The 25180-nt window shown below is 67.3% G+C and carries 24 protein-coding genes; 7 read left to right on the top strand and 17 right to left on the bottom strand.

The features are described 5' to 3' along the window. Positions 1-58 precede the first annotated feature (58 nt). The gene (gene meaB / locus HLAC_RS02540; protein ID WP_012659748.1) at positions 59-1195 is read right to left on the bottom strand and encodes a methylmalonyl Co-A mutase-associated GTPase MeaB; all 1137 of its coding nucleotides are present in this window, start codon (positions 1193-1195) and stop codon (positions 59-61) included. After that, positions 1196-1615, bottom strand: a complete 420-nt coding sequence (locus HLAC_RS02535; RefSeq protein WP_012659747.1) for a cobalamin B12-binding domain-containing protein — start codon at positions 1613-1615, stop codon at positions 1196-1198. It lies immediately after the preceding gene. Positions 1616-1768: 153 nt separating this feature from the next. Here HLAC_RS02535 and HLAC_RS02530 point away from each other — a divergent pair, with 153 nt between their 5' ends. Beyond that, on the top strand, positions 1769-2665 hold the full coding sequence (locus HLAC_RS02530) for a VOC family protein (protein ID WP_012659746.1): 897 nt from the start codon (positions 1769-1771) through the stop codon (positions 2663-2665). Positions 2666-2838: 173 nt separating this feature from the next. After that, positions 2839-5550, top strand: coding sequence for a PEP/pyruvate-binding domain-containing protein (locus HLAC_RS02525; protein WP_012659745.1), 2712 nt, complete (start codon positions 2839-2841; stop codon positions 5548-5550). 274 nt (positions 5551-5824) lie between these two features. On the opposite strand, the gene HLAC_RS02520 is transcribed toward HLAC_RS02525, so the two are convergent. The 6 genes from HLAC_RS02520 to HLAC_RS02495 form a co-directional block, all read right to left on the bottom strand. Next, positions 5825-6289, bottom strand: coding sequence for an arsenate-mycothiol transferase ArsC (locus HLAC_RS02520; RefSeq protein WP_012659744.1), 465 nt, complete (start codon positions 6287-6289; stop codon positions 5825-5827). A 62-nt stretch (positions 6290-6351) separates the two neighbouring features. Then, positions 6352-7050: a phosphate signaling complex protein PhoU gene (phoU, locus tag HLAC_RS02515; protein ID WP_012659743.1), complete on the bottom strand. Its 699-nt coding sequence runs from the start codon at positions 7048-7050 to the stop codon at positions 6352-6354. Next, positions 7051-7881 carry a phosphate ABC transporter ATP-binding protein PstB gene (gene pstB / locus HLAC_RS02510; protein WP_012659742.1) on the bottom strand — a complete coding sequence of 277 codons (831 nt, stop codon included), beginning with the start codon at positions 7879-7881 and terminating at the stop codon, positions 7051-7053. It lies immediately after the preceding gene. A 1-nt stretch (position 7882) separates the two neighbouring features. After that, positions 7883-9649 carry a phosphate ABC transporter permease PstA gene (pstA, locus tag HLAC_RS02505; RefSeq protein ID WP_012659741.1) on the bottom strand — a complete coding sequence of 589 codons (1767 nt, stop codon included), beginning with the start codon at positions 9647-9649 and terminating at the stop codon, positions 7883-7885. Continuing rightward, a complete protein-coding gene (pstC, locus tag HLAC_RS02500; RefSeq protein WP_012659740.1) occupies positions 9649-10623 on the bottom strand; it encodes a phosphate ABC transporter permease subunit PstC in 975 nt (324 codons plus the stop codon). Before pstC ends, pstA begins: the two co-directional genes overlap by 1 nt. 55 nt (positions 10624-10678) lie before the next feature. After that, entirely contained in the window at positions 10679-11668 is a 990-nt protein-coding gene (locus tag HLAC_RS02495; protein ID WP_012659739.1) for a PstS family phosphate ABC transporter substrate-binding protein, read from the bottom strand. Between the two features lie 156 nt (positions 11669-11824). Here HLAC_RS02495 and HLAC_RS18680 point away from each other — a divergent pair, with 156 nt between their 5' ends. After that, complete coding sequence (locus HLAC_RS18680; protein WP_154018576.1) at positions 11825-11980, top strand: hypothetical protein; 156 nt, start codon at positions 11825-11827, stop codon at positions 11978-11980. 36 nt (positions 11981-12016) lie between these two features. On the opposite strand, the gene HLAC_RS02490 is transcribed toward HLAC_RS18680, so the two are convergent. From HLAC_RS02490 to HLAC_RS02475, 4 genes are all read right to left on the bottom strand, one after another. After that, entirely contained in the window at positions 12017-14191 is a 2175-nt protein-coding gene (locus tag HLAC_RS02490) for a (Fe-S)-binding protein (protein ID WP_012659738.1), read from the bottom strand. A gap of 121 nt (positions 14192-14312) precedes the next feature. Further along, positions 14313-15026 carry an energy-coupling factor transporter transmembrane component T family protein gene (locus tag HLAC_RS02485; protein WP_012659737.1) on the bottom strand — a complete coding sequence of 238 codons (714 nt, stop codon included), beginning with the start codon at positions 15024-15026 and terminating at the stop codon, positions 14313-14315. Next, positions 15023-15838 (bottom strand): energy-coupling factor ABC transporter ATP-binding protein, encoded by an 816-nt coding sequence (locus HLAC_RS02480; RefSeq protein ID WP_012659736.1) that lies wholly within the window; start codon positions 15836-15838, stop codon positions 15023-15025. Before HLAC_RS02480 ends, HLAC_RS02485 begins: the two co-directional genes overlap by 4 nt. Before the next feature lie 31 nt (positions 15839-15869). Then, positions 15870-16451, bottom strand: a complete 582-nt coding sequence (locus HLAC_RS02475; protein WP_012659735.1) for a biotin transporter BioY — start codon at positions 16449-16451, stop codon at positions 15870-15872. Between the two features lie 149 nt (positions 16452-16600). On the opposite strand from HLAC_RS02475, the gene HLAC_RS02470 reads away from it, so the two are divergent. Beyond that, a complete protein-coding gene (locus HLAC_RS02470) occupies positions 16601-17281 on the top strand; it encodes a hypothetical protein (RefSeq protein WP_012659734.1) in 681 nt (226 codons plus the stop codon). Between the two features lie 435 nt (positions 17282-17716). On the opposite strand, the gene HLAC_RS02465 is transcribed toward HLAC_RS02470, so the two are convergent. Together HLAC_RS02465 and HLAC_RS02460 are read right to left on the bottom strand one after the other, a co-directional pair. Next, positions 17717-19111 (bottom strand): signal recognition particle protein Srp54, encoded by a 1395-nt coding sequence (locus tag HLAC_RS02465; protein ID WP_012659733.1) that lies wholly within the window; start codon positions 19109-19111, stop codon positions 17717-17719. Positions 19112-19627: 516 nt separating this feature from the next. Next, the gene (locus HLAC_RS02460) at positions 19628-20566 is read right to left on the bottom strand and encodes a pantoate kinase (RefSeq protein ID WP_012659732.1); all 939 of its coding nucleotides are present in this window, start codon (positions 20564-20566) and stop codon (positions 19628-19630) included. Positions 20567-20712: 146 nt separating this feature from the next. Between HLAC_RS02460 and HLAC_RS02455 the strand changes: the two genes are divergently transcribed. The 3 genes from HLAC_RS02455 (at position 20713) to HLAC_RS02445 (ending at position 22951) form a co-directional block, all read left to right on the top strand. Continuing rightward, positions 20713-21252, top strand: a complete 540-nt coding sequence (locus HLAC_RS02455) for a zinc ribbon domain-containing protein (RefSeq protein ID WP_012659731.1) — start codon at positions 20713-20715, stop codon at positions 21250-21252. A gap of 152 nt (positions 21253-21404) precedes the next feature. Continuing rightward, positions 21405-21902, top strand: a complete 498-nt coding sequence (locus HLAC_RS02450) for a FlaD/FlaE family flagellar protein (RefSeq protein ID WP_012659730.1) — start codon at positions 21405-21407, stop codon at positions 21900-21902. Continuing rightward, positions 21899-22951: an actin-like salactin gene (locus HLAC_RS02445; protein ID WP_012659729.1), complete on the top strand. Its 1053-nt coding sequence runs from the start codon at positions 21899-21901 to the stop codon at positions 22949-22951. The genes HLAC_RS02450 and HLAC_RS02445 overlap by 4 nt, the downstream gene beginning before the upstream one ends. A 27-nt stretch (positions 22952-22978) precedes the next feature. Here the strand turns inward: HLAC_RS02445 and HLAC_RS02440 are convergent, their stop codons facing one another. The 3 genes from HLAC_RS02440 to mnhG form a co-directional block, all read right to left on the bottom strand. Next, entirely contained in the window at positions 22979-23449 is a 471-nt protein-coding gene (locus tag HLAC_RS02440; RefSeq protein WP_012659728.1) for a hypothetical protein, read from the bottom strand. 173 nt (positions 23450-23622) lie between these two features. Next, a complete protein-coding gene (locus HLAC_RS02435) occupies positions 23623-24642 on the bottom strand; it encodes a DHH family phosphoesterase (protein WP_012659727.1) in 1020 nt (339 codons plus the stop codon). A 126-nt stretch (positions 24643-24768) separates the two neighbouring features. Further along, complete coding sequence (mnhG, locus tag HLAC_RS02430) at positions 24769-25110, bottom strand: monovalent cation/H(+) antiporter subunit G (protein WP_012659726.1); 342 nt, start codon at positions 25108-25110, stop codon at positions 24769-24771. Positions 25111-25180: the final 70 nt, after the last annotated feature.

Here is a 25180-nt window from a genome sequence, read left to right as displayed (position 1 = left end):
GTTGGTCCGCTGGCGACTTATATCTCGTGGGAGCGTGGGTCCGTCGTGCCTCGTACCGTCATGTCGCGTCGCGGTCGACGGGCTCCGGGCGACCGTCGTCTCCTCCGTCGGCTTCCACGCACTCCGCGATCGGGTCGACGATCTCCGCGGCGAGGCTGTACGGGTCCGTCTCCCGCCGACGGACCGAATCGGCGAGCGCGTCGATCCCGCCTCGACGCTCGATCTCCGCGGTCGCCAGCGCGCCCACGTCCGAGCGGACCAGCGTGCGGATCTCCTCGGCGTAGCGCCGGCGCTTCGTCGATTCGATCGCGCCCGACTCGTGGAGGTGCGCCGCGTGGGCGTCGAACGTCTCGATCAGCTCCGAGACGCCCTCGCCGGTGTTCGCGACGGTCCGGAGCACTTCGGGGGTCCACTCCGTCGCCTCGTCGTCTCCCCCCCCGTCGTCCCCGTCTCCCTCCCCGTCGTCCGGATGGTCCGGGACCTCGAACCCGTGATGCCCCCCGTCGAGTCCCTTCGTCGGGCTCGCGCGCCGGTGGACCATCTCCTCTAGCTCGGCGAGGGTGCGCTCCGCGCCGTCCATGTCCGCCTTGTTGACGACGAACACGTCGCCGATCTCCAAGATGCCGGCCTTCAGCGTCTGCACGTCGTCGCCGGAGCCGGGCTGGACCAGCACCGCGACCGTGTCCGCGGTGCGGACCACGTCGACCTCGTTCTGGCCGGCGCCGACCGTCTCGATGATGACAACGTCCTTCCCGAAGGCGTCGAGCGCCTTCACGGCGTCCGCGGTCGCCATCGAGAGCCCGCCGAGCTGGCCGCGGGCGCTCATCGACCGGAAGAACACGTCCATGTCGCCGACGTTCGACGCCATTCGGATCCGGTCGCCGAGTACCGCTCCGCCGGTGTACGGCGAGGAGGGGTCGACGGCGACGACGCCGACGGTGTCGCCGCGGTCGCGGTAGGCGGCCGCGAGCTTGTCGACGAGCGTCGACTTCCCGGCCCCGGGCGCCCCGGTGATCCCGATCACGTCCGCGCCGCCGGTGTGCTCGTGGAGTGCGGCGACGATCCCGCGGTAGCCGGCCGCACGGTTCTCGATACGCGTGATGACGCGCGCGAGCGCCCGGTGGCTCCCGGCGAGGAGGTCCTCGACGAGCTTGGCGTCGCTGTCGCTGAGCGCGGGTGCGTCCGACCCGCCCATCTACGCTCGCTCCGGGAGGTTGTTCCGGATGAACTCGATCGTCTCTTCCATCGGTGTGCCGGGCCCGAACACCTCGGCGACGCCGAGCGCTTTGAGTTCCGTCTCGTCGTCGTCGGGGATGATCCCGCCAACGAGGATCAGGGTGTCCTCGAACGCGTCGTATTTTTTGAGCCCCTCGATCACCTTCGGAACGAGCGTGTTGTGCGCCCCTGAGAGGATGGAGATGCCCAGCACGTCCACGTCCTCCTGGACCGCCGCCTGTACGATCTCCTCGGGCGCGCGGTGGAGCCCGGAGTAAACGACTTCGAAGCCGGCGTCCCGAAACGCCCGCGCGATCACGTGTGCGCCCCGGTCGTGGCCGTCGAGTCCGACTTTCGCGACCAGACAGCGGACGGCTCGCGTCTCCTGTTCGGCGCTCATACCAGACTCTCCGTCGCGTGCCCGTTTGATTCTAACGGACGTTCAGGATGGTTCGGGGCGCGTCGCCGCGGGTAGACGGGCGGGGAGAGAGCGAGCGCGACGCGGGCTTCCGCGACCGACGCGTTGAACGCGCCGGAGGTGGTACCGAATCACATGGATTTCGACGCTCCCGCCCCGTCCGACGACCGACTCCCCGCCGGGACGCGGATCGGTCGCGCCGCGCTCCGGGTCGCAGACCTCGACGAGACGACCGCGTTCTACCGCGACGTGGTCGGCCTCGCGGTCCTCGACCGCGACGACGACCGAGCGACCCTCGGTGTCGACGGGACCATCCTGCTCGTCTTGGACCGAGACCCCGATCGCCCGGAGCGGGGTCGGACCGACGCCGGCCTCTTTCACACCGCGTTCCGCGTTCCCTCACGCGCCGCGATCGGCGAGGGGCTGGCCCGTGTGCGAGAGCGGTGGCGGCTCGACGGCGCTTCCGACCACCTCGTCAGCGAGGCGCTGTACCTCGACGATCCCGAAGGCAACGGCGTGGAGATCTACCGCGACCGCCCCCGCGAGGAGTGGCCCGTCGACGACGACGGGACGGTGCAGATGGCGACCGAACCGCTCGACATCGAGGGCGTCTCCGGGGCGGCGGGAGGAGCGAACTCCGACGGCGACCTCGTCGACCGCGTCCCGCCCGGCACCGACGTGGGTCACATGCATCTCGAAGTCACCTCGCTGTCGGCGTTCGAGGCGGTGTACGTCGACGGCCTCGGCTTCGAGGTCGGGATGACCGGCCCGAACGTCCGGTTCGTCGCGGCCGGCGACTACCACCACCACCTCGGCGCGAACACGTGGCAGGGGCGGACGACGCCGGCCGCGGGGCGCGGGCTCGCGTGGTTCGAGGTGGTCGTCCCCGACGCGGCCGCCTTGGAAGCGGTGCGAGAACGGCTCGACGCGGTCGCGGCCGACGGCGATGTCGAGTTCGTCGTTGAGGAACGAGAAGACGGGATCGCAGTCACCGACGCCGACGGTATCGAAGTGTGCGTTCGGACGGAGTGACGAATCCGTGCGAGCGGTGAGGTATTTAGAACTGTCCGCGGCGGTGCGGTGGCGCGCACCTGTTCCGACCGGGAGTTCCGCGACCGAGTGTAACCGACCCGAGAGGGGATGGCGAGTGATACCGGCACAACCGTTACGTTGGTGACTCCCCGATATCCACGACAGAGCTGAGCATGACGCAGAACCCGCAACCACACTACGTCCGCCGATTCGATTCTCTCGGGGCCGACGACCTCGGTGTCGCCGGCGGCAAAGGTGTGAACCTCGGCGTTCTCGTTGATGCGGGACTTCCGGTCCCGTCCGGGTTTGTTGTGACGACTGCAGCGTATCGGACAGTCACGGACGACGCGGAGATCAGAGAAGCGATCAAGCAACTCGATTCACACGACTCCCGTGACTCCGGCGCACTAGCGACGACAGCCACCGAGATTCGGTCGCTCATCCGCGATCGACCGGTCGGCGAACCGATCACGCGTGCGATCGCCGACGCGCTCGACGGTGACGCTAGCACGACGTATGCCGTCCGTTCGTCGGCGACGGCAGAGGACCTCGCGACGGCGTCGTTCGCTGGCCAGCACGACACCCATCTCGGAGTCACTGCCGACGCTATCGTCGACAGGGTCCGCGGCTGCATGGCCAGCCTGTTCACCGACCGGGCGGTCGCCTATCGCGCACGGAACGGCATCTCACACACCGAAGTCGAGATGGCGGTCGTCGTCCAGGAGATGGTCGACGCCGACGCGGCGGGTGTGCTGTTCACCGCTGACCCGGAGACGGGGAAGCGAACTGTCGCGACCGTCGACGCGACGCACGGCTTAGGCGACACGGTCGTCGCCGGCGAGGTGAGCGCCGACCACGCGCGAATCGCCCGGGAAACGGGTGCAGTCATCGAGTACGAAGTCGGCGAAAAAGCGACCGAACTCAGGCTCACCCAAGAGGGTACGACCTCGAGAGACACACAGATGGGCAGGCGAGAGACCCGCGTCCTCACCGACGACCAGCTCCGGGCACTCGTCGATGTCGGTGAACGGATCGAGGCGTTGTTCGGCGAGCCACAGGATATCGAGTGGGCGCTCGCCGACGGTGAGTTCGTCGTTCTGCAGTCCCGGCCGATCACGTCACTCGTCTCGCTACCGGTCCCTCGCCCAGATGACGATCGACTGCACGTCTACCTCAGCCTCGGCCACGGACAGGCGATGACTGACCCGATGCCCCCACTGGCACTCGACCTGTGGGAGACGGTCTACGGCGAGGTGATGAACGGCTTCACGGGAAGCAACCGCGTCTGGATCACCAGAACCGAGGGGCGGGCATACATGGACATCACACCGTTTCTCGGGTTCCGCCAGACGCGTGAGGGCATCGTCGAGACGATCGCCGCAGTGAGCCGGTCAGCCGCCGAGGGGACCGAACAGTTGCTCGCGGAGCGGCGCGGGGAGTTCGATATCGATATGTCGCTCGCAACGCTCCCGGCACTGCTCCGTACGGCCGCCAGCGTGCTCCCGATTCTCGCTCGGTTGTTCTGGCAAGGGATCGCCCCGTTCGTTCGCGGGGCGGCAGGCATCGACGAGTTCGTGACCGAGCTCAACGGGTGGGCGAGGGAACAGGCGGCCGATATTCTGGCGGACGACGAGCCGGCCGAGTTGGTCGAGAACGTCTTCGAGGGGTTTTCGACCGAGTTCGTCTCCGAAGTGTCACCGAAGTCGATGCGCGTCGTCATCGGACCGCTCGCGGGGACGGTCATCGAATGGGTGGTCCCTGACGCGGATGCCACAATCGTCGAAGCGGCCGCAAGAGGCAGCGAGGCCGAAGTCGGCACCAGAATGACGCTGGCACTCGGCAATATCGCAGACATCGCACGAGAGACACCGGCGGTCGAACAGGCGATACTCGACGGACGGCCGTACGAAGCGGTCTGCGCCGTCGACGGAAGCGAGGCGTTTGTTGAGGCGTTCGACGAGTTTATCGTCGAGTTTGGTCACCGCGCCGTCGGCGAGTTCGATCCGAGTCGTCCCCGGTGGCGCGACGACCCCTCAGCCCCGCTCGGCATCGTCCGGGGGAACCTTGCCGGCGAGAAACCGGGCGCACACCAGTCTCGGCTCCGTGAGCGCAAACGGGAGGCACAGGCCGCGATCGACGAGCTACAAGCGAGTGCCAAGCGAGGGTTGCTCGGGCCCGTCCGCGGGCCGCTCGTGAGTCATCTGCTCCGGACGTATCGAAGCCACATTCACCTCCGAGACGAACCGAAGCACGCCGTCGCACACCTGTTCGCAGCGTGGCACGAGGCGATCCAGCGGGCGGGCGAGCATCTCGTTCTCGAGGACGCCCTCGACGACCCGAACGACGTGTGGTTTCTCCGGAGAGGAGAACTCTTCTCGCTCATCGAGGACCCTGACAGCGAGGTCCCCGACATCGCCGTACGAAAACGGGAGCACGAGCGGCACGGCCGGATCGATATCCCGCCGCTCATCACCAGCGAGGGCGAAATTCCTCGAGTGGAACGCACGGACGTCGACGAGCACACGCTGGTCGGAACCGGGGTCTCCGCCGGCGTCGTCGAAGGCGTGGCTCGGATCGTCGTCGATCCGGCGCACACGACCCTCCAGTCGGGCGAAATCCTCGTGTGTCCGTCGTCCGACCCCGCGTGGACGCCGCTGTTCGCGACCGCGGGCGGACTGGTCACCGAGGTCGGCGGACGCTTGACCCACGGCGCGCTCGTCGCCCGCGAGTACGGCCTTCCCGCTGTCGTCTCCGTAGCCGATGCGACGGAGGTGATCAGCGACGGACAGCGGATTCGCGTCAATGGGGACACCGGGACCGTCGAACTGTTAGATGAACAGACCAGCGACATGACAGAGGCCTCGAAGACGACCGAGAGCGGCTGATTCGCCCATACTGGGCCCTCCGAAGTCGAGCCTGCGACCGTCGTGAGCGGGAAGCAGGTGACGACGGGGATCACCGCAGCGAAGGTGCCGGCCGAGACGGCCGGATACGATCATTCACTTCGGAAACGGACACGGAGCCGGACCGACGCGGTCGACGACTATCCCGCCGAGCGAGAAAATAAAGAGGACGCCGCGGATCAACGCGAGGAACGTCCCGAGCGAGTTTCAGTACCACACCAGATCCGATGCAGGGATCTCGTTCTCCCCGTCCAACCTACTGCTCGCCGTCGTACTCGCCGAACCGCTCGTCGAAGACCGCGATCACGCGGCGCTCGATCTCGTCGCGGATCGGACGTACCTCCTCGATCGGGCGCTCGCCCGGGTCGTCGAGGTCCCAGTCGTCGGTGTCGACGCCGTCCAATTCGAGCGTCGAGCAGCCCATCGTGGCGGCGAAGTCGGACGCGGCGAGCGTCTCGTCGGAGACGTGCTGCGGCGTCCGGCCGTTCACGTCGAGACCGACCTCCGCGAGCGCCTCGACGACCACGTCGTGAACGCTGTCCGCGGGCATCGTCCCGCCCGTTACGATCTCGACGCGGTCGCCGAGGCCGCGCCGGTCGCGCTCGCGCTCCGCGAACGCCGTCGCCATCTGGCTCCGCCCGGCGTTGCGGACGCACATGAACGTGAGGGTAGTCGTCGTGTCGGCCGCTTCGTCGTCCGCGGTGTCGGTGGATTGTGTCATGGGTGTTGGCGCGTGGTGGGTCGCTTCTCGTCGCCCGTTCCGGTTCTCGTGCCGTCCGCCGCTCAGTAGATCAGTTCGTCGTCGCTCTCGATCATGAACAGCGTCCGGGCAGCGATGTTGACCGCGTGGTCGCCGACGCGTTCGAGGTCGCGGATCGCCAGCAAGGCGCGGGAGACGTCGTCGAGGGCGTCGGCCAGGTGGCCGGAGTCCGCCTCTGGAGCCCCATTCGCCTCGATGCGGGCGCGGTCCGCTTCGAGAAGCTCCCGGACGACCGCCTCGCTGGCTCGCCGACACCGCTCGTCGAGGTCGTCGTCTCGGGTGTCGATCTCCCGGCAGGCGTCGGGATCGGACGCCTCGTAGGCCGCGACCGCGTCCGCGACCATCTCACCGGCGGCATCGCCAAGCCCGCGGAAGTCGACAGCCGGGTGGATCCCGCCGTCCTCGCCGCCGTACTCGGCGATGTTCGTCGCGAGGTCGGCCACTCGTTCGAGATCAGTGATGATCTTAAACGAGGCCGTCACCAGCCGGAGGTCCCCGGCCACGGGCTGCTGGAGCGCGAGGAGTTCCGTACACTCCTCTTCCAGTTTGAGGTATCGGTCGTTGACCACGTGATCGCCGCCGATGACCTCGTCGGCGAGGTCGTCGTCGCCCGTCTCGGCCGCGCGGAGGGCGGTCTCGTACCGGTCGAGAACCAGATCTCCCATCGCGACCACGTCGGTCCGGAGCTCGTTGAGCCGCTCCTGGTAGTTCTCGCGGGGCATCTATCCGAACTTCCCCGTGATGTAGTCTTCAACGCGCTGTTCTTCCGGGTCCTCGAAGATCTTCGTCGTGTCGTCGTACTCGACGAGCCGACCGCCGGTGAGGAAGACGGCGGTCCGGTCGGAGATGCGCGCCGCCTGCTGCATGTTGTGGGTGACGATGATCACCGTGTACTCCTCCGCCAGATCGTCGATGAGGTCCTCGATCTTCGAGGCCGCGACGGGGTCGAGCGCTGACGTCGGCTCGTCCATCAGGATGACCTCCGGGTCGGCCGCAATCGCCCGGGCGATACAGAGCCGCTGCTGTTGCCCGCCGGACAGTTCGAGCCCCGAGGAGTCGAGTTGGTCTTTCACCTCGTCCCAGAGGGCAGCGCCTTTCAGCGACTCCTCGACGCGCTCGTCGATGTCGCCGTCGTACCCCTGGATCTTCAGCCCGTACGCGACGTTGTCGCGGATCGACTTCGGGAACGGGTTCGGCTTCTGGAACACCATCCCGATCTTCCGGCGGAGGGCGACGGGGTCCACGTCGGCGTCGTATACGTTCTTGCCGCCGAACTCCACCTCCCCCTCGACGCGGCAGATCTCGATCATGTCGTTCATTCGGTTGATACACCGGAGGAACGTCGACTTGCCGCAGCCGGAGGGACCGATCAGCGCGGTCACCCGTTTTTCGGGTATCTCCATCGACACGTCGTCGATCGCCTGTTCGTCTCCATAGAAAACGTTCAGGTCGCGCGCGGCGACCGCGGTCCGATCGGGCGTCGCGGTCTGCTCGTTCGATCCGGTCTCTACGTCCGTCGTGATGAGCGATTCGCTCGGTTCTGTGTTACTCATGTTAGTTTCCCCGCTCCGCGCGGTTCCGCAGCAGTATCGCCGTTCCGTTCATGCCAACGAGGATGATCAGCAGCGTGATCACGCCGGCCGCGACGACCCCGTACCGGAACTCGGCCTGCGGGAAGTTCGCCCACGCGTAGATCTGCATCGGCATCGCGCTGAATCGGCTGAAGAGGCTGTCCGGCGCGCTGAACACGGTCGTTGCCGCCCCGATCATGATGAGCGGCGCGGTTTCGCCGATCGCCCGCCCGAGAGCGAGGATCGTCCCGGTCAAGATGCCGGGGAACGCCTCCGGAAGGACGACGTTCTTCGTCGTCTGCCACCGGGTCGCACCCATCGCGTCCGACCCTCGTCGCAGGTCGTCCGGGACCGACCGGATCGCCTCCTGTGCAGAGATGATCGTGATCGGGAGGATGAGCAGTGACAGCGTCAGCGAGGCCGTCACCGCGGTTCCCAGCCCGAACCCGAGCAGGTTGGCGAACAGTCCCAGTCCGAGCAGCCCGTACACCACCGACGGGATCGCAGCGAGGTTCGCGATGTTCACCTGGAGCAGCCGCGTCAGCGATCCGAGGATACCGCTCCCGGGCATGTACTCCTCTAAGAAGACGGAGGTCCCGACGCCGAGGACGAACGACAGCACCGCGACCAGCGCGATGATGATCACCGAGCCGACGATCGCCGGGTAGAGTCCGGCCTCGATCGCAGTACTCGACGGCGCCTCCGTGACGTACCCGGCGTCGAGCCACGGGTCGGGCGCGGGAACCCCCCACGCCTCGACGACGAGTGCGCCGACGAGTGCGCCACCGACGAGGAGGGCCGGTAGCGCCAGTCCGACGAGTCCGTCGCCCACATCGATCACCCGGTGAACGTAGACCGCCGTCGGCACGCCGACCGTGATGAGGACGAGCAGCACGGTGGGGCCGGGGACGCCGAGGCCGCCGGCGAGGAACCCGCCGGCGATCGCGATCGCGAGCGGCACGCCGCCGGTCGCGATCGCCGCAACTTGGCTTCCGCGGTCGGCGACAATGCGCCCGCCGGCGACCGCGATGGGGACCGCCAGCGTCCAGATGTAGATGATGAGATTCGACGGGTACGTGGCGATAACGCCCCGAAGGAACACCGCGGCGACGACCCCGACGAGTCCGACAGGGATCGCCGCAGTCGTCGCTCGCGGCACCGAGCGCCAGCTGCCGTACGCGTACAGCGCCGCGGCCGGAACGACGCCCAGCGTGTACGCGAGGAACCACACCAGCGGGTCGAGCACCAAGAACAGCGTCCCCAGGGCGAGTCCGATCGCGACCCCGCCGACGAGTCGGCCCACCAGTCCGAAGCCGACAGCGCCGACCTGACCGCGGCTCCCGACGTACGCGAGATACGCGGTGACCGGCATCGCGACGACGAAGAGGTACGCGAGCTGCCAGCTGAGTCGCGGGATCGCCACGACGAACGCCTCGATCGCGGTGAAAATCGCCGCGACACCGACGAGGCCGCCGCCGAGAGCGCCGACGGACCGTCGAGTCACCGCCGGATCGTTCACGCTGTACAGGCAGAACGCGAGGAATGGAACGACGAGGGCGAGGAAGTACGTCAGCAGCCACTCCGGGCTGGCGTTCGCCAGGTCGAAGGCGTCGATCGTGACGTACACGAGGAGCACGCCGAGCGCGACGAGCCCGATCACGCTCGCACCGAGCGAGAGGTACTCGAAGGCGATCCCTCGGACCCGGCTCACCTCACCGAACCCGCTCGTGTTCGCGTTGTCCGTCGCCATTAGTACTCCTCCCGGTACCGCTGTGCAATGATATCACTGATCACGTTCATTACGAGGGTCACCACGAACAGCGTGAGGCCGAGCGCGAACATCGAATCATACGGTATCGACCCACCTGTGAGATCGCCGCCCGCGATCTGCACCATTGCGACGGTAATCGTCATCCCGGACTCCAAGAGAACATCGGCGGGGTTGACGATCGGGATCCCGAAGGCGGCCTCCCGAACCGCCGGCATCCGCGCCTGCGCGCCCATCGCGACGACGACGATCATCGTCTCGCCGATGGCACGGGACACCGCGAGAATGTACGAGGAAGAGATCCCCGAAATGGAGGCCGGAACGACGATCCCGGTCGACACCTCGAACTTCGTGGCGCCGAGCCCGTACCCGGCCTGCCGAAGGTCGTCGGGAACCGCGCTCATCGCGTCCTCGGAGATCGACGACACCATCGGGATCGTCATGATACCGACCATGATCGACGCCGAGAGCGCGTTGAATGTGCTCATACTCGGGAACAGCGTCGCCTTCAGCGCCGGCGTGATGTACACCAGCGCGAAGTACCCGTACACGACGGTCGGGATGCCAGCGAGGATCTCTAAGAGTGGCTTGAGTATCGAGCGCGCGTTCGAGGTCGCATACTCGCTGAGGTAAATCGCCGTTAGCGTCCCCAGGGGGAGCGCGATGAACGCCGCCGTGATCGTCACGACGAGCGTCCCGATCAGCAGGGGGATGATGCCGAACGCCTGCCCGCCGCCGGCCGGGTTCGGGCTCCAGTTGGTGCCGGTCAGGAACTCGGTTATCGGTATCTCTTGGAAAAACACCACCGCGTCCGACAGCAGCGTCACGAAGATCGCTACCGTCGTGAGCAGGGTGATCGCCGCGCACGCGGCGAAGAGCCCGCCGTAGGTTCCCTCCTTCAGTCGTCTGAGCCCGCTCCGACGCTGGAGATCGGGACTCTCGGTACTATCTGTCACAACCGGTCGAGTATCGAACGCTGTCGTAAATCAATACACCGGTTCATAACGCTCGTTACTCCTGCGCCCGCTCGATAGCGTCCTCGAGGATCTCCATCTGCTCCTCTTGGGTCTCTTCAGTCGCGGGCACGTATCCCACGTCGCCGGCGACGAGGTCCTCGTTGGTCGTCTGCTCGACGAAGTAGCGCGCGAACTCGGCGACGTGCTCCTTGCCGAGTGACTCGATCGACGGGTAGGTGAACAGCGGCCGGGAAAGGGGAGTGTACTCGCCGCTGGACGCCGTTTCGAGGCTCGGCTCGACCGGCCCGTTGCCGTCGTCGATCCCGAGCGCCTTGAGCTGATCGGGGTTCTGGAAGTAGTACGCGAAGCCGAAGTAGCCGATCGCGTACTCGCTGCCCGAGACGCCCTGTGCGATCGAGTTGTCCTGCTCGGTCGCTTGGTAGTCGCTAGTGTGACCGCGCTCCTCCAGAATGCTCTCGATGAAGTAGTCGTACGTCCCGGAGGTGTCGGCGGCGCCGAACCGCTCGATCTCCTCGTTCGGGAACTCGTCGCGGACCTCGTCCCAGGTCTGGGCGGGGTCCTCCTCCCAGATCTGTGCGAGCTCCTCGACGGTGAGGGAGTCGATCCAGTCGGCCTCGGGGTTGACGACGATCGTGAGCGCGTCCGTCGCCGCGATGAGCTCGACGTACTCGACGCCGTTCTCCTCGCAGAGTTCCTCCTCTGCGGGCTGGATCGGCCGGCTCGCGTTGTTGAAGTCGGTGTCGCCGACGCAGAAGTAGTTCGAGAACCCGCCGCCCGAGCCGGTCGAACTGATGTCGACCGAGACCTGGTCGTGCTCCGCGGCGAAGTCCTCCCCGATCGCGCTCATCAGCGGGAAGACGGTCGAGGAACCCGCGATGTTGATCGAGCCGGACAGGGCGTCACCACTGCCGCCTCCCGTGCTCTGCGTACATCCTGCGAGCGCCAGCGCGCCCGCCCCGGCGAGCGCCGAAAGCGATTTCCGCCGCGTGATCCCCTCGGTATCCGCGTCGTGGCTTGATGCCATCACCTGATTGTGGGTGTGTTCCGGTTAAGTAGTATGATATGAGCAGTACGACCGACGCAGTATCGCTCCCCGGCACTATATACACTATATAGACGTACTCGACAGGCGACGTGATGCGCGTCCCGCGGCACCGTCGCCGATCGGAGATCCGAGCGTATGCTTAAGCCCCTCCGTGAGAAGACCCGGGCGATGACCCACCCGTGCGAGACCGGGCGCCGGGGCGGGAGCTACTGCGTCGGGTGGACGACTCTGTCGACGCCACCGATCGGTCGGCGTCGACCGCCGACTCGGATGCCTGAGCCGGACCGGTGATCCGCTTCGAGCCGGCGACGATCCAGCTCGACCCGGCTACGACTCCGTCTCCACCGCCTCGATCAACAGCTCCGCCACGTCGACGATCTCCACGGCATCTTCGAAGTCTCCCGTCTTCCGCCCGTCTTCGAACATCGTCGTACACATCGGACAGGCGACGACGAACTTCTCGATGTCGGCGCCCGCGTCGGTGTCCTCGACCGCCTCCCGGAGGCGCTCCTCGCTCGGCTTGACCGTCTCCTCGTGTTCGGTCCACAGGCCACCGCCGCCGCCGCCACAGCAGAAGGAATCGTCGCGCGAGCGCGGCATCTCGTGGAGGTCGGCGCCGGTCGCGCGGATCAGTTCGCGGGGCGCCTCGTACTCGTCGTTGTACCGCCCGAGGTGACACGGGTCGTGGTAGGTGACGGTGTAGTCGAGCTCGTCGCCTGACAGGTCAAGTCGACCGTCTTCGACCAACTCCTCGACCACCTGCGTCCAGTGGAACACGTCGACTTCGCCGTCGGCGTTCCACGGCTCCTCGCGGTCGAACGGCATCATCGGGTCGTCGGCGAACTCCGCGAAGTCGACCTCGGGGTACTCGTTTTTGATCGTGTTGTACGAGTGCGGGTCCGTACAGACGATCGAGTCGAACTCGCAGTCCGCGAACGTCTCGACGTGGTGGCCGGCGAGTTCTAAGTAGAGGAACTCCTCGCCGATCCGGCGGATGTCGTTGCCGTCCGTCTTCTCGTCGTCGAACAGGATTCCGAACGACACGTCAGCCTCGTCGAACAGTCGAGCGAGCGCGCGAGCGACCTTCTTGTTCCGGTCGTCGAAGCTCGGGTAGTCGCCGACGTACCAGAGGTACTCCACCTCGTGCTCGCGGGCGTCGTCGATCTCGAGATCGTCCAGTTCGTCCGCCCAGTCCCCGCGAGCCGACTGCGACTCGCCGAAGGTGTTCCCCTTCTGCATCACGTCTTGGAACACGCTCTGTAGGTTGGAGTCGACTGCGCCCTCGTCGACAAGCTGGCGGTTCATCTTCGTGAAGGAGGTGAGGTGTTCGATGTCGACGGGGCAGGCGTCCATGCAGGCCATACAGGACATACACGACTCCATCGACTCGCTGTCGATGACGCCGCCCTCATCGGCGACGATGGGGACGGTGCCGCCGCCTGCGCTCGCAACCCCGCCGTCGGTCGCCATTTCGTCGCGGCGCCCCGCCACCGGATCGTCGCTCACGGACTCGCGGTACGCCTTCAGATCGAGAATCACGTCCCGCGGGTCGAGGTTCCGGCCGACCGTGTCGGCCGGGCAGGCGTCGGTACACCGGCCGCACTTCGTGCAGGCGTCGCCGTCCATGAGCTCCTTCCACGTGAAGTCGTCGAGCGACTCCGCGTTGGTGTGATCGAGGTCGGCGGGGACGTTGGGGAGCCGCGCGCCCGCGTTCTCGTCGCGGGCGACGACGTTCGCGAACGAGGAGATCATGTGGAACGGCTTGGCGTACGGGATCCACGCGATGAAGGCGAACGCCAGCAGCGAGTGGCTCCACCAGATAACGCCGTAGATCGCCTCCGCGCCGCCGGGCGTCAGCCCGACCCACCGAAAGCCGGCGGCCATCGCCATGCCGATGAAGCTCACCGTCTCGTCGGCCCGCGCGGGCTGGCCGACGATGCCGAGCGCCTGCACGACGAAGCCGCCGACGCCGAGTGCGAAGAGGGTCCAGACGAACGCGTCGTCTTCGAGCGAGGTGTGTTTCCCCCACAACCGCCCGTCGCGGTCGCGGTAGCGGCGAACCATAGCCATGCCGACGCCGACGACGAACAGCAGGCCGAACGCGTCGACGGTGAACTGGTAGGCTAAATAGAAGTCCCCCACCCAGAACGACTCGCCCGCGAGCGGGCGGTACACGTCGATGTCGAACCCGAGGATGGTCGTCGCGACGAGCAGGGTGAGAAAGCCCCACAGTACGAACGTGTGCATCACGCCGGCGTACAGGTCGCGGTCGAACTGGTTCTCGTTCGAGAGCACCGTCTTCGTCGCCGCGACCGTTCGGGCGGGGAGATTCGTCAGCCGATCGCGCGGGTCCTCGCTCCCGCGGGCGTACGCCGCGAACCGGGCGTACACCCCGTACAGGAACACGAGGATCGCGACTACGGCGAGCCAGTAGAACGCGACCTTCCCGATTGGACCGATTGTCCAGAACGTCTCCCGGGTGGCCGCCTGCAAGGGAGTCATAATCGATCAGGCGGATACGGCCGGGTTAAAGCTTGTCACAACGCGGGACGCGTCGCCCGGTGTTTCCCGGCTATACGACGCCGCCGCTCGGGCCGCTACACGACTGTTGCTGCCCGGGCCGCTACACCACGCTCGCCACGGCCGCCACCACCAACCCCCCGCCGACCGCGAGCGCCGGGTAGTCCGCGGGACCGAGCGCGAGTCGCGGGAGCGTCGGATTCCACGCGAAACATCGGGCGTTCAGCGCGGTCCCCAACCGATCTGCCCGCCCGAACGCCCGGTTGATCCCCGCGACGGCGACGAGCCGCATGCGATCGCGGACCGGGAGCGCCCCGCCACCGCGCGCCCGAACCGCCTCACGGGCCGTCAGCAAGTCCCGCTTCAACAGCGGGAGGAACCGGAACACGAGCGCGACGCCGGTTCCGAGGAACTGGCCGGGCTTTCCCGGGACCGAACGCTGGATCGCCGCTCGCGAGTCCCGGACCGGCGTCGACCTGACGTAGCCGGCGGCGACGACGAGGATCAGCAGGACGCGGTAGCTCGCGAGCCCCGTGGTTGCGGCGCGGTCAACCCGAAACCACGGCGTCCCGAGCGTCGCGCCGGCGACGAGGGGGGCGACCAGAAGTACCGGGAACGCGACCCGGTACGTCCACAGGTCGCGGGGGCCGCCACCGGCGAGGCGAAGGCAGACGACGGCGAGAAGGGTGAGCGCGGCGAGCCCGCGGGGCGTCGTGTACGTGTACGCCGCCGCCGCGAACCCGACCTGCACGAGGAGCTTCGACCGGGGGTCAAGCCGATGGGCGAGCGAGTCGTCAGGGACGTACGAGAGGGTCACGAGTCGACGGTATCGCTGGCGGTGTCGTCGGCGCCGGTGTTCACAGGTCGGTCGTCGAACGCTCCTTCCGGAACCCGCACGTCCAGTTCCGGCAGATCCGTGGCCGCCTCCCGCGGCGCGGCGTCGACCGCGACACGCCCCGCAGACAGCCCGAGCACCCGATCGGCGAGCCCGAGCACGTCGCGGAGGTCGTGGGTGACGACGATCACGCTCGTCCCGGCCGCGCGGAGTTCGCGCAGGCGGTCGAGTACCGACCGCCGGGCCGGCTCGTCGAGCCCGGTGAACGGCTCGTCCAAGACGAGATGATCGGGCTCCATCGCGAGCACACCCGCGATCGCGACGCGCTCGCGCTCGCCGCCAGAGAGGCTCGCGATCCGATCATCCTCGCGGCCGGTCATGTTCACCGCGGCGAGCGCGTCGGCGACCCGCCGGTCGATCTCGGCGTGGGAGAGTCCGAGATTCTCCGGGCCGAATGCCACGTCCGCGCCGACGGTCGACGCCACCAACTGGTCGCGCGGATCCTGAAACACCATCCCGACCGCGGTCCGGGCCGCGACGAGGTCGTCGCTCACGGGGGTCCCGTTGACGGCGACCGTCCCCGAATCCGGCGTCACGAGCCCGTTAAACGTCCGGACGAGCGTCGTCTTGCCAGAGCCGTTCGCGCCGGCGACGATCAGGAACTCGCCTTCGGGGATCGAGAGGGTCACGTTGGCGACGGCGGTGACGCGGTCACCGTCCGCCTTGCCGTCGCCGTCACCGCTCTTCTCAGTCCCACCGCCGTACCGACACGTGACGCCCTCGATCTCGATCACGGCGTCACCTCGAATTCCGCCACAGACCGCCTCACGCGGCCGCGACCGCGTCGGAGCGAACGATGCCGACCGCGGCGGCGATCTTCAGCGCCTCCGCGGGGAGGAACGCGACGGCGCCGACGGTCACCGCCTCGATTGGCCCGAGCGAGAGCACAAAGGCGAGCCCGGCCACTCCGAGCGCGTAGATGACGACGGTACCGAGGACCATCGCGCCGACAAGCGTCGGGAGCCCGACCGTGTCGAGGTCGCGGGGCGTCACGCCGCGGTGGACGACCGCGCCGACCGCGGCAGCAGCGAGCGGGTACGACCAGAGGTAGCCCGCCGACTGGCCCACGAGCTGGCCCACACCGGCGGAGCCGCCTTGGAACACCGGGGCGCCCAGCGCGCCGGCCGCGAGGTAGAGGACGATTGATGCCGCCCCCCACACTGGACCGAGGTAGATCCCGGCGAGGAACACGCCGAGTACCTGGAGCGTCACCGAGACGGGCGAGACGGGATTCGGGAACGTCACGTACGCGAACGCGCCGACGAGCGCGGCGAACAGCGCCGCGCGGGCGAGGTTCGTCGCGGCCTCGTCGCCGACGAGATCCACCGATTCCGTGCTGGTTGCCATGTCTCCGACACCCTCGTAAACCGACTTGAAGATACTGGTTGACGATGCTGGCGACCACCGGCGGTCTTCGCTCGATACCGCCGGAGACCGTCAAGAACGACCAGACCGGACGCGAGACTTATTTACCGCCGGCGCGTAACGGCTCGCCCATGGACGAGAAGACCTCCGATCTCCGCGATCTCTTCGTCGAGACCACCGGGTCCGGCACGGTCACCGAGCGGCAGGCGGAGTCGCGCGGGACGCTCACCGACCGCGACGACGCGGTGATCGACGAGCGGGTCCGCGAGCTCGTCGCCGCGATGCGCGAGCGGTACGACTTCTCGACCGATCTCGACGACGCGACCTACGCCCGGATCGCCCGTGGCCGCTTCGAGAAGGACGACGACGAGGCGGTTGCGACCGCGCTCGACGAGAAGCGCGAGGCGGACGGGGACGACGAGAGGAGCGAGGCGGGGGCTGGCTCGGAAGCCGCACCCGTCGTCGACCCCGCGACCGTCCGCGACGCGCGGTTCGACCTCCACCTCGTCCGCGAGGCCGACCGCGAGGTCGACGACGACGCGTTCGACTACGCGGACCTGAAGCGGCTGACCGCCGAGGGGCGCTCGATCGTCGAGTGCGCCGATGCCCTCGATGCCGATCCCGACGCCGTCGCGAAATACGCCCGGGTCGCCCGCGTGGACCTGACCTCCACCCGCGCGAACGACCGGTTCCGCGACGAGTTCCGCGACCTCCTCACCGACGCCGATATCGAGGGCTCGCACGCCGAAACCGCCCGCAACGACGGGCTCGAAGAGGCGACCAAAGATATGGAGACAGACACGAACTTATAAATGGTGTGCGGTGGCGCGCCCCGGTGAGCGGCCCGAAGGGGCGCGAACAGACGGCACGAGGGAGCCCGCGGCCGCCGACGGCGGCCGCGGCGAGGCTGGGGAGGGGTGAGGTGCGGTGCTGTGCCGGGCGGGACTCAAAGGGGCAGCCGGCGAGGCGGGCGCAGGCGACGTAAGCACTGGAAGGAGCGAACGGAGTGAGCGACTGAAGCGCGCAGCGAGCGTGCGCCCGCCTCGCCGGCTGGGGCTTTGGAGGTATTCATCGGCGATCTGCCAGCAACCGTTTATAAACGAGCGGCAGCGAGGCGCGAAGCGCCTCTGGCAGCCGGCGGCAGCGTCTATTTATAAGCGATCGGCTGAAGAGTCGACGACGACCGTGCCGAGTCCTCCGTTCGCAACGTCCAACCGACCGATCAAAAGCTACCCTCGATCGACTCCTTAAAACGGCCCTTTCCCGCCGCCCATCATGTCGCCGAGGCCGCCGCCCTCGCCGCCGCCCATCTTCTTCATCATCCGCTGCATGTCGCCTTCGCCCATCCCCTGGAACTGGCTGATCGTCTGTTCCATCATGGAGTGCTGCTCTAAGAGCTGCCGAACCGTCTCCTCGTCGGTACCGGAGCCGCGGGCGATCCGCTCGGTGCGCGACTGGCCGACGACGCGGGGCTGCTCTAACTCCTCGTCGGTCATCGAGTCCATGATGCGCTCGAACCGACGCATCCGGTCTTGGGTCACGTCCATCGCGTCGTCCGGGAGCTGGTCCATCATCCCGCCGCCCATGCCGGGGATCATGTCCATCACCTGATCGAGGGGGCCCATCCGGTTCATCGCGTCCATCTGCCGTTTCATGTCCTTCAGGGTGAACTCACCCTGTAGCATGTCTTCGGGGTCCCAATCCTCGTCCTCCTCTTGAGCCTCCGCCATGGCGCGTTCGACGCGCTCGGAGAGCTGCTTGAGATCGCCCATCCCAAGCAGCCGCGAGATGAACCCGGAGGGCTCGAACCGCTCGATATCCTGAACCGTCTCGCCGGTCCCGAGGAAAGCGATGGAGGAGTCGGTCTCGTTGACCGCGGTCAGCGCACCCCCACCCTTCGCGGTCCCGTCGAGCTTGGTGATCATCACGCCCTCGATGCCGATCGACTTCTCGAACTGGCGGGCCTGCTCTTTCGCGCCCTGTCCGATCGCGGCGTCGAGCACGAGCAGCGAGCGGTCGGGGTCGACCGCGCGCTCGATCTCCTCGATCTCCGCGATGAGGTCGTCTTCGAGCGCGTGGCGCCCGGCCGTGTCCACGATGTGCACGTCGGCGTCCGCGGTCGCTTCGAGGCCCTCACGGGCGATCGCGACCGGATCGTCGTTGTCGGGGTCGCCGTAGAAGTCGACCTCGGCGCGCTCGCACATCTGCTTGGCCTGGTCGTACGCGCCCGGCCGGAAGGTGTCCGTCTGGATGACGGCGGGGCGGAGCCCCTTCTTCGAGAACCACCACGCCATCTTGGCGGCGGAGGTGGTCTTCCCGGACCCTTGGAGGCCAGCCAGCAGGATCGTCTGGTTCTCTAAGGGGAGTTCGGTGGAGTCACCGACCAGTTCGACCATCTCCTCGTAGACGATCTTGAGGACGTGGTCTTTCGCGGTCGTGCCGCCCGGCGGCTCCTCTTCGAGGGCGCGGGTCTTGATCGAGTCCGACAGCTCCATGACGAGGGAGACGTCGACGTCGGCGGAGAGGAGCGAACGCTGGATCTCCTTGACGATCTCCTCGACGTCGCTCTCGGAGAGTCGGGACTTCCCCTGGAGCTTGTCGAGGCTGCTCCGGAGGGACGTACCGAGGTCGTCGAGTACCATTTGCCGGAAATAGGCGGCCGACGCGGTAAAGCTTTGTTCGTCGGCGGTCGCGGAATACATCTCGGACGCTGGATCGGTTGCTAGTACTTTCAGAGCCCAACTGCTCAGTTATGCATCGATCGGTGGATCGACGGTAAAGGCCTCCAAAGCCCCAGCCGCGACGACTCGGGGGTCTTGCTGCGCTCCTCGCTCGTTCGCTCCGCTCACTCGCTCCGGTGCTGGCTGCGGCCACCGTCGTCCTCGCGGCAGGGCGAGAGCTTCGCTCTCGCTTGCAACCGGCGCGATGCGCCGGTGACAGCGAGGCGCGAAGCGCCTCTGGCAGCCGGCGGCAAGGCCGCCGGCGACTGCCCCTTTGAGTCCCACCCCGACCGCACCGCAACCGCACCTCACGCCTCCCCAGCCTCGTCGGTCGCCTGCGGCGACCGACTCCCTCGCGCGGCGCCGTTCGCGGCTTAAAAGCCGTTCACTGGCGCGCGCCACCGTACGAGAACTTACTGTTCACCACCGTACGAGAACTTACTGTTCAGTAACAAGCCGCGCACCCGCGGCGTCGATCCGACAGACCTCGGGGTCGTAACCCGCGTCGGAGAGTCCGGTACCGAGCCCGAAGACGGTGCGGCCGAGCATCGCCATGGCGGCCCCGTGATCGTCGTATTTTTCGGGTGAATCACCAACCGCCGCGATCGCCTCAGCCACCTCGGGAACGAGGAGGTCCGCCTCGCTCGCGAACGCGCGGGCCGCGTCCATCATCGTCGGGAGCCGCGGGTCGGCGCGGAGTCGGTCGAGCGCGTCCTCGCCGGCCGCGGAGAGGGCGGCGGTGTCGCCGCCCAACACGTCCTCGGTCGACAGCTCGCCGAACGTGACGTACTCCACGCGGGCGTCGGCGGGAATCCCGTCGAGTTCGCCGACTCCCGGCGCGCCGGGTTCCAGCCGGATCGGGACCCCGCCGCGGGCCTGCGCGACCACGTCGCCGAGGCCGGTTCCGCGGCCTACCTCCGCCTCGTGGGCGATCCGGATCAGCTCGTTCTCGGAGTGCCCGCGGTCGAAGGCGTCGTTCGCGCTGAGCGCGGCGCCGAGCGCGGCCGCCCCCGAGACGCCGAAGCCGGCACCGATCGGGAGGTCCGTCTCGACCGCGACGTCGACGACCCGAGGGGTGCCGTCGTCCTCGGCCAGCCCGAGCGCCGCAAGCACGTCCTCGACCGCGCCGATCGTCCCCGGCTCGCCGTCGATGGTGCGAGAGCCGGCGGGTTGGCCGGGGGCGACGGACTCATCGGACTCGCCGGACTCACCGCTTGCACCCGCTTCGTCCGCCGCCGACACCCGGACCGTCACTCCGTCGGTGAGCGTCACTCCGGCGCCGCGCGAGCCGGCGGCCACAGGGCGCTCGGCCGAGTGCGCGCTGAAGAAGGCGGTGACGTGACCGGGAACGAACGCGGTTGCCCGCTGCCTACTCATGACGCGTCGGAGGAGTGGCCGTCGATTAACGGTTGTTATCCGAGACGACGGGGCGGCGTCCACGTCGAGAGAACCGACGGACCCCGCCGCCGGCCGGCGATGCCGACACCGCAGGCCTAAATACCGGCCGACCAAATTCGCGAGGTATGCGAGACCAGTTCCGCCCGCTGCTCGCCGCGCTGCTGGCGATGGCGCTGCCGGGCCTGGGCCACGTCGTCCTGCGCCGATGGGGGCGGGCGCTGCTGTGGCACCTGACGATCGTCGGCGGCGGCGTGGCGCTGTTCGCCCTCTACGACGTGCCCGTCGGATCAACGATTTCGCCGGTAGAGGCCGCCGAGACGGCCGCCACACTCCCGACGGACGTGACACTCCCGATCGCCATCCTGTACGCCCTCTCCGCGGTCGACGCGTACCTCGTCGGGCGGGCAGATGTCACCGAGCGGCGACGCGCCAATGCGGCCGCCGAGGCGATCCGCCGCCGGGCCGCGAGCGACGACGGCGACGAGATCGACGATCCCGCTGGCGCGAATTCGCCATACCCGACGGTGGCCGCTACCGGAAGCGTCCCCGGGAACGCCGATCGGCCGGCGGAAGTCGAGTGCCCCCACTGCGGTAAAGAGACCGACGCCGACCTCGACTTCTGTCACTGGTGTACCGAGCCGCTCCCGTGGGCCGACGCGGAGTGAACCCGGTCGGATGCGATGTCGTCGCCCACGATCCATCCACGACTCGTCCTCAACTTCGGTTAGGGTAGTTTCTCACACCTGATAATTGCGTGGTAACTATCATATATCCCGGTCGTGAGGCTCTCGATACGGACGCGAACGACGGACGGAACATGAGTCTGAATCCACGGCAATACGACGTACGAGAGCTGCGCCAGATCGCGGACGCACCGCGGGACGGCGCCGACGAAGCGCCTCGGGAGCGGTCGCTTCGTCAGCCGAACCGGAGCCGGGCGGAGCAAGCCGCCCGGTCGGCCGCGTTCACCGAGCTTCTCCAGCGTCAGCGAGGGCTGCGGCTGTCCGGCGACGAGAGCCAATCCGACGCCGGCGATCGACCATACCTGACGGCGATCCCGGCCTCGCCGGAAGCGGAACACGAGATCGGCGAGTGGCTCGGCTACCTCGTCGACGTCGGCGGCCACGTGCGGAGCCGGGACGCGCTGTCGTACTACGCCGAGCTCGGCTGGGTCGACGACGACGCAGTCGAGGCCCTCCGGCGTCGGCTGGAGGGGTTCGACGCCCCGCGGTACGACCGGCCCTTTACCCCCGCGGACCATCGGATCAGCCTCGTCTCCATCGTCCGGATCGCTTCGTGTGCGAGTCAATCATGAGCGACGAGGAATCCACGGACATCAACGGTACAGACGGCCCCGAAGCGGTCGGCGTGAAACTCGGTAGCACCCGAACGGTGCTCGACATCCCCGACGGACGGGGCGGCCGCGAGCGCCACTCGACGCTGACGTGTCTGGCGACCTACGAGGACGCCATCACGGGCGACGAGAAGGTGCTGTTCGGCCACGAGGCCGCGATCGAATACCCCGACACGGTGCGGTTTATGCTTCGCTCGGGGCTCCCGGAGGACGACGAGAGCGTCGCCGACGCCGAGCGCTTCTTCGAGGCGGTCGTGGACGCCCACGACGTGCCCGAGGACAGCGCGGTCGTCTACGCGGTCCCAACCATCGACAACGAGGCGGGCGTGAACAACCTCAAATCGGTGATCGAGGGCTCCTCCATCGGGCAGGTCGAGACGCGGAGCTATCCCGAGTCGCTGTGCGGAGCGATCCCAGCCTACGGCGACGACCTCGACGCCATCGACGAGGTGTTCGTCTCGATCAACATGGGCTCGACGACGCTGGAGGCGTGCGCCTACCGACGCGGCGAGCAACTCTCGCCGTTCTCGACCGGCTCGGTGACGGGCAACGAGGTCGACCGCCGGATCGTCGCCGCCGTCGAAGAGGAGAGCCAAGGCCGCGTCCACATCGACCGGACGACCGCCCGGGAGTACAAGGAGGAGCACGCCGACGTGTACGACTTCGAGCCGTTCACCGACGTGATCCAGCAGCCCGGCGGCGGGAGCCACGAGTTCACCGTCGACCGCGGGGTGCGGGAGCCGGTCGACCGCTACATCGACGAGGCGGTCGACGTCGTCGCCAACGAGTTCCTTCCGGAGCTCGCGAACGACCACATGAAACCCTACCAGCTCGCACTGGGCCGCCCCATCGCGGCGACCGGCGGGATGGCCTGCATTCCCGGACTCACCGAGGAGTTCGAGAAGCGGCTCTCGGCCGAACTCGACCGCGACGTCGAGGTCGTCTCCCCCGACGACCCCGCGACCGCCGCGGCCGAGGGCGCCGGTCGGATCGCCGGGCGCCTGATCTGAGCGGGCGATCCCTCGCCTGACGACCTTTTAAATATCGAACAGCCGCTCGGCGTCTTTTGCCTGTCTGCGGTAGATCCCCCTGCCTTTCAGCCGCGGGATCTCGTGTCGGTGCAGCGTCTCCGCTTCGCAGTCGTACACGATGGGAAAGACGTTGGTCCGGCGGCGGGCGACCGTGTACGACCGCGCCGCGTCGACGACCGACTGATCGGGGTCCCGCACGGCGAAGGCGACGTACCCGAGCGGCGTCGTCGACCCCCGCCGGTCGTCGACGCGCTCGACGAGCACGTCCCGGAACTCGTCGGCGATCGCGGTGATATCGTCGGGATCGGGGTCCGACTCGTCGACGAGCGTCGCGAGCGCGACACACTCGCCCACCGAGGGGTCGTCGTCGCGGGCCGCCCATACCGGATCGAACCCGTTCGTGTACTCGTCGACGGTCTCGAAGCCCTGCTCCCGCCGGTTCGCGACGACCGCGTCGCGGTATTGCGTCGGATCCATAGCGATTCCACGAACTGCATGGTAAAAAATGACATACATGGCGGAAACGGGGGAGTCGGCTGACTTGCCCTGGGGGGATCGATAGCCATACCACGACAAGCGTAGCCGTAGAGCGGGATATCGGGTGGCGAGCAACGCCGGCCGCGCGTCTCGCTTTCACCGATCGTACCAGCCTATGTGTCCGTCTCTGCCGTGAGACGGAGTTCGGCGATGAGACGAGCGCTCATCACTTGGTCAACGATCGCGAACAACTGGGTGTCGTCAGTCGCATACTCCGCGAAAATACCGAGTGGCACTTCACCACCAGCCATCTCTCGGTGGCCGCCAGCGGTGCCGACATCGGAAAATGCCCCGTCAAGCACGTTACCGATGTGGATTCGAGAATCGGTCGACCGCGCCGAGATCTGAATCCCGTCTTTGACGATCCCGAACACGATCGCAGTCTCGACGCCCTCCAGGGTCGTGAGGTAGTCGGCTGCCTGGGGTAACGCGTCACGCTCACTCGTCCGACCGATCCCCGAGATGAGGACCGAGCCACGCACGGTCCGGTTCCTGACCGCCTCCGCGATTGTATCGACGGTCGCCCCGGTAACTGACGGCGTCGAGAGGGTCCGAAGTAGCGCACCGTCCGCGTGTTCGTGGAGCCAGCCGGCAGCGTCGTACTCGGCGCTGGTCACGCCACGGAGAAACCCGAGCGTCTCGCGACGGATCGCGAACAGCAGGGCCGTCCCGAGAGCGGCGTCCATCTCGATATCCAGTTCCCGAACGTACTCCGTCAGAATCGTCGCCGTCGCGCCGATCTGCTCGCGGTGATCGATAAATTGTGCCTCGATCTCCTCGTTCGGATGATGATCGATCACGATATCGACCGGGGTCCCCTCCGGAACCCGATTGTTCTCCCCCGGAACCGCGTGATCGACGAACGCGAGCAGTGACTCCTCGGGACGATCTTGGACGGCCGCGGGATCGAAGGGTTTCAGATCGATATCGATGAGATTGACGAACGCCCGATTCTGCTGGTGAGAGATATCGCCGCTGTACAGGATGTGGTGTTCGTCGATGCCGACGGCGATCGCGATCCGGCCCAACGCGAACGCGCTTGCGAGACAGTCCGGATCCGGATTGTTATGACAGACTATCATCAGATTCTCGGCGCCGGCGAGGAGCTCTTCGAGCCTATGGACGGGATGCATACGTCGTTATTGTGACGGAGACCACAAGCGTCTACTGCACCGTATCAGTCCGTAACGGCCGCCGACCGGAGCCGGGCCCGTATTTCGTCTCTGCTCTGACTCAGTCGACGATCGTCGGGAGTTCCCCTACTCGTCGTCGGACTTCCCCGGCCACGTCACCGACCCGAGGAACGGGACCCCGATCTGTTCCGCCGCTCGCGAGATCATGTGCGCGCCGGTCGGCACCGTCAGGAACAGGAAGACGATACCGATGAGCGACGAGAGGCCGGCACCCCCCGGACCGAAGTACACGAACCCGGCGAGAAAGATCGCGACCGTTCCGATAGTCGCCGGCTTGCTCGTGGCGTGCATCCGGTTGTACACGTTCGGCAGTCTCAACAGACCGATCGTTCCAACTGTGAGGAAGAACGTCCCGACGACGACGAACCCGATGACGACCCAGGTCCGTGTCGGCGTCGATTCGATCATTGACGGCCCCCTCCAGCAACGTGATGACCCGTCAGAACGTCCCGTCGTACTCGATGTTGGGAATCCATAG

Origin of the sequence: Halorubrum lacusprofundi ATCC 49239 (assembly GCF_000022205.1) — an archaeon.
In the GTDB taxonomy this organism is placed as follows: Archaea; Halobacteriota; Halobacteria; order Halobacteriales; family Haloferacaceae; genus Halorubrum; species Halorubrum lacusprofundi.
This window is presented reverse-complemented; position numbering and strand designations above follow the sequence as displayed.

Bases quoted from the DNA above. Each gene is read 5' to 3' on its own strand.
- meaB (WP_012659748.1), bottom strand. From the start codon at position 1,195: ATGGGCGGGTCGGACGCACCCGCGCTCAGCGACAGCGACGCCAAGCTC.
- HLAC_RS02535 (WP_012659747.1), bottom strand. From the start codon at position 1,615: ATGAGCGCCGAACAGGAGACGCGAGCCGTCCGCTGTCTGGTCGCGAAA.
- HLAC_RS02530 (WP_012659746.1), top strand. From the start codon at position 1,769: ATGGATTTCGACGCTCCCGCCCCGTCCGACGACCGACTCCCCGCCGGG.
- HLAC_RS02525 (WP_012659745.1), top strand. From the start codon at position 2,839: ATGACGCAGAACCCGCAACCACACTACGTCCGCCGATTCGATTCTCTC.
- HLAC_RS02520 (WP_012659744.1), bottom strand. From the start codon at position 6,289: ATGACACAATCCACCGACACCGCGGACGACGAAGCGGCCGACACGACG.
- phoU (WP_012659743.1), bottom strand. From the start codon at position 7,050: ATGCCCCGCGAGAACTACCAGGAGCGGCTCAACGAGCTCCGGACCGAC.
- pstB (WP_012659742.1), bottom strand. From the start codon at position 7,881: ATGAGTAACACAGAACCGAGCGAATCGCTCATCACGACGGACGTAGAG.
- pstA (WP_012659741.1), bottom strand. From the start codon at position 9,649: ATGGCGACGGACAACGCGAACACGAGCGGGTTCGGTGAGGTGAGCCGG.
- HLAC_RS02495 (WP_012659739.1), bottom strand. From the start codon at position 11,668: ATGGCATCAAGCCACGACGCGGATACCGAGGGGATCACGCGGCGGAAA.
- HLAC_RS18680 (WP_154018576.1), top strand. From the start codon at position 11,825: ATGCTTAAGCCCCTCCGTGAGAAGACCCGGGCGATGACCCACCCGTGC.
- HLAC_RS02490 (WP_012659738.1), bottom strand. From the start codon at position 14,191: ATGACTCCCTTGCAGGCGGCCACCCGGGAGACGTTCTGGACAATCGGT.
- HLAC_RS02475 (WP_012659735.1), bottom strand. From the start codon at position 16,451: ATGGCAACCAGCACGGAATCGGTGGATCTCGTCGGCGACGAGGCCGCG.
- HLAC_RS02470 (WP_012659734.1), top strand. From the start codon at position 16,601: ATGGACGAGAAGACCTCCGATCTCCGCGATCTCTTCGTCGAGACCACC.
- HLAC_RS02465 (WP_012659733.1), bottom strand. From the start codon at position 19,111: ATGGTACTCGACGACCTCGGTACGTCCCTCCGGAGCAGCCTCGACAAG.
- HLAC_RS02460 (WP_012659732.1), bottom strand. From the start codon at position 20,566: ATGAGTAGGCAGCGGGCAACCGCGTTCGTTCCCGGTCACGTCACCGCC.
- HLAC_RS02455 (WP_012659731.1), top strand. From the start codon at position 20,713: ATGCGAGACCAGTTCCGCCCGCTGCTCGCCGCGCTGCTGGCGATGGCG.
- HLAC_RS02450 (WP_012659730.1), top strand. From the start codon at position 21,405: ATGAGTCTGAATCCACGGCAATACGACGTACGAGAGCTGCGCCAGATC.
- HLAC_RS02445 (WP_012659729.1), top strand. From the start codon at position 21,899: ATGAGCGACGAGGAATCCACGGACATCAACGGTACAGACGGCCCCGAA.
- HLAC_RS02440 (WP_012659728.1), bottom strand. From the start codon at position 23,449: ATGGATCCGACGCAATACCGCGACGCGGTCGTCGCGAACCGGCGGGAG.
- HLAC_RS02435 (WP_012659727.1), bottom strand. From the start codon at position 24,642: ATGCATCCCGTCCATAGGCTCGAAGAGCTCCTCGCCGGCGCCGAGAAT.
- mnhG (WP_012659726.1), bottom strand. From the start codon at position 25,110: ATGATCGAATCGACGCCGACACGGACCTGGGTCGTCATCGGGTTCGTC.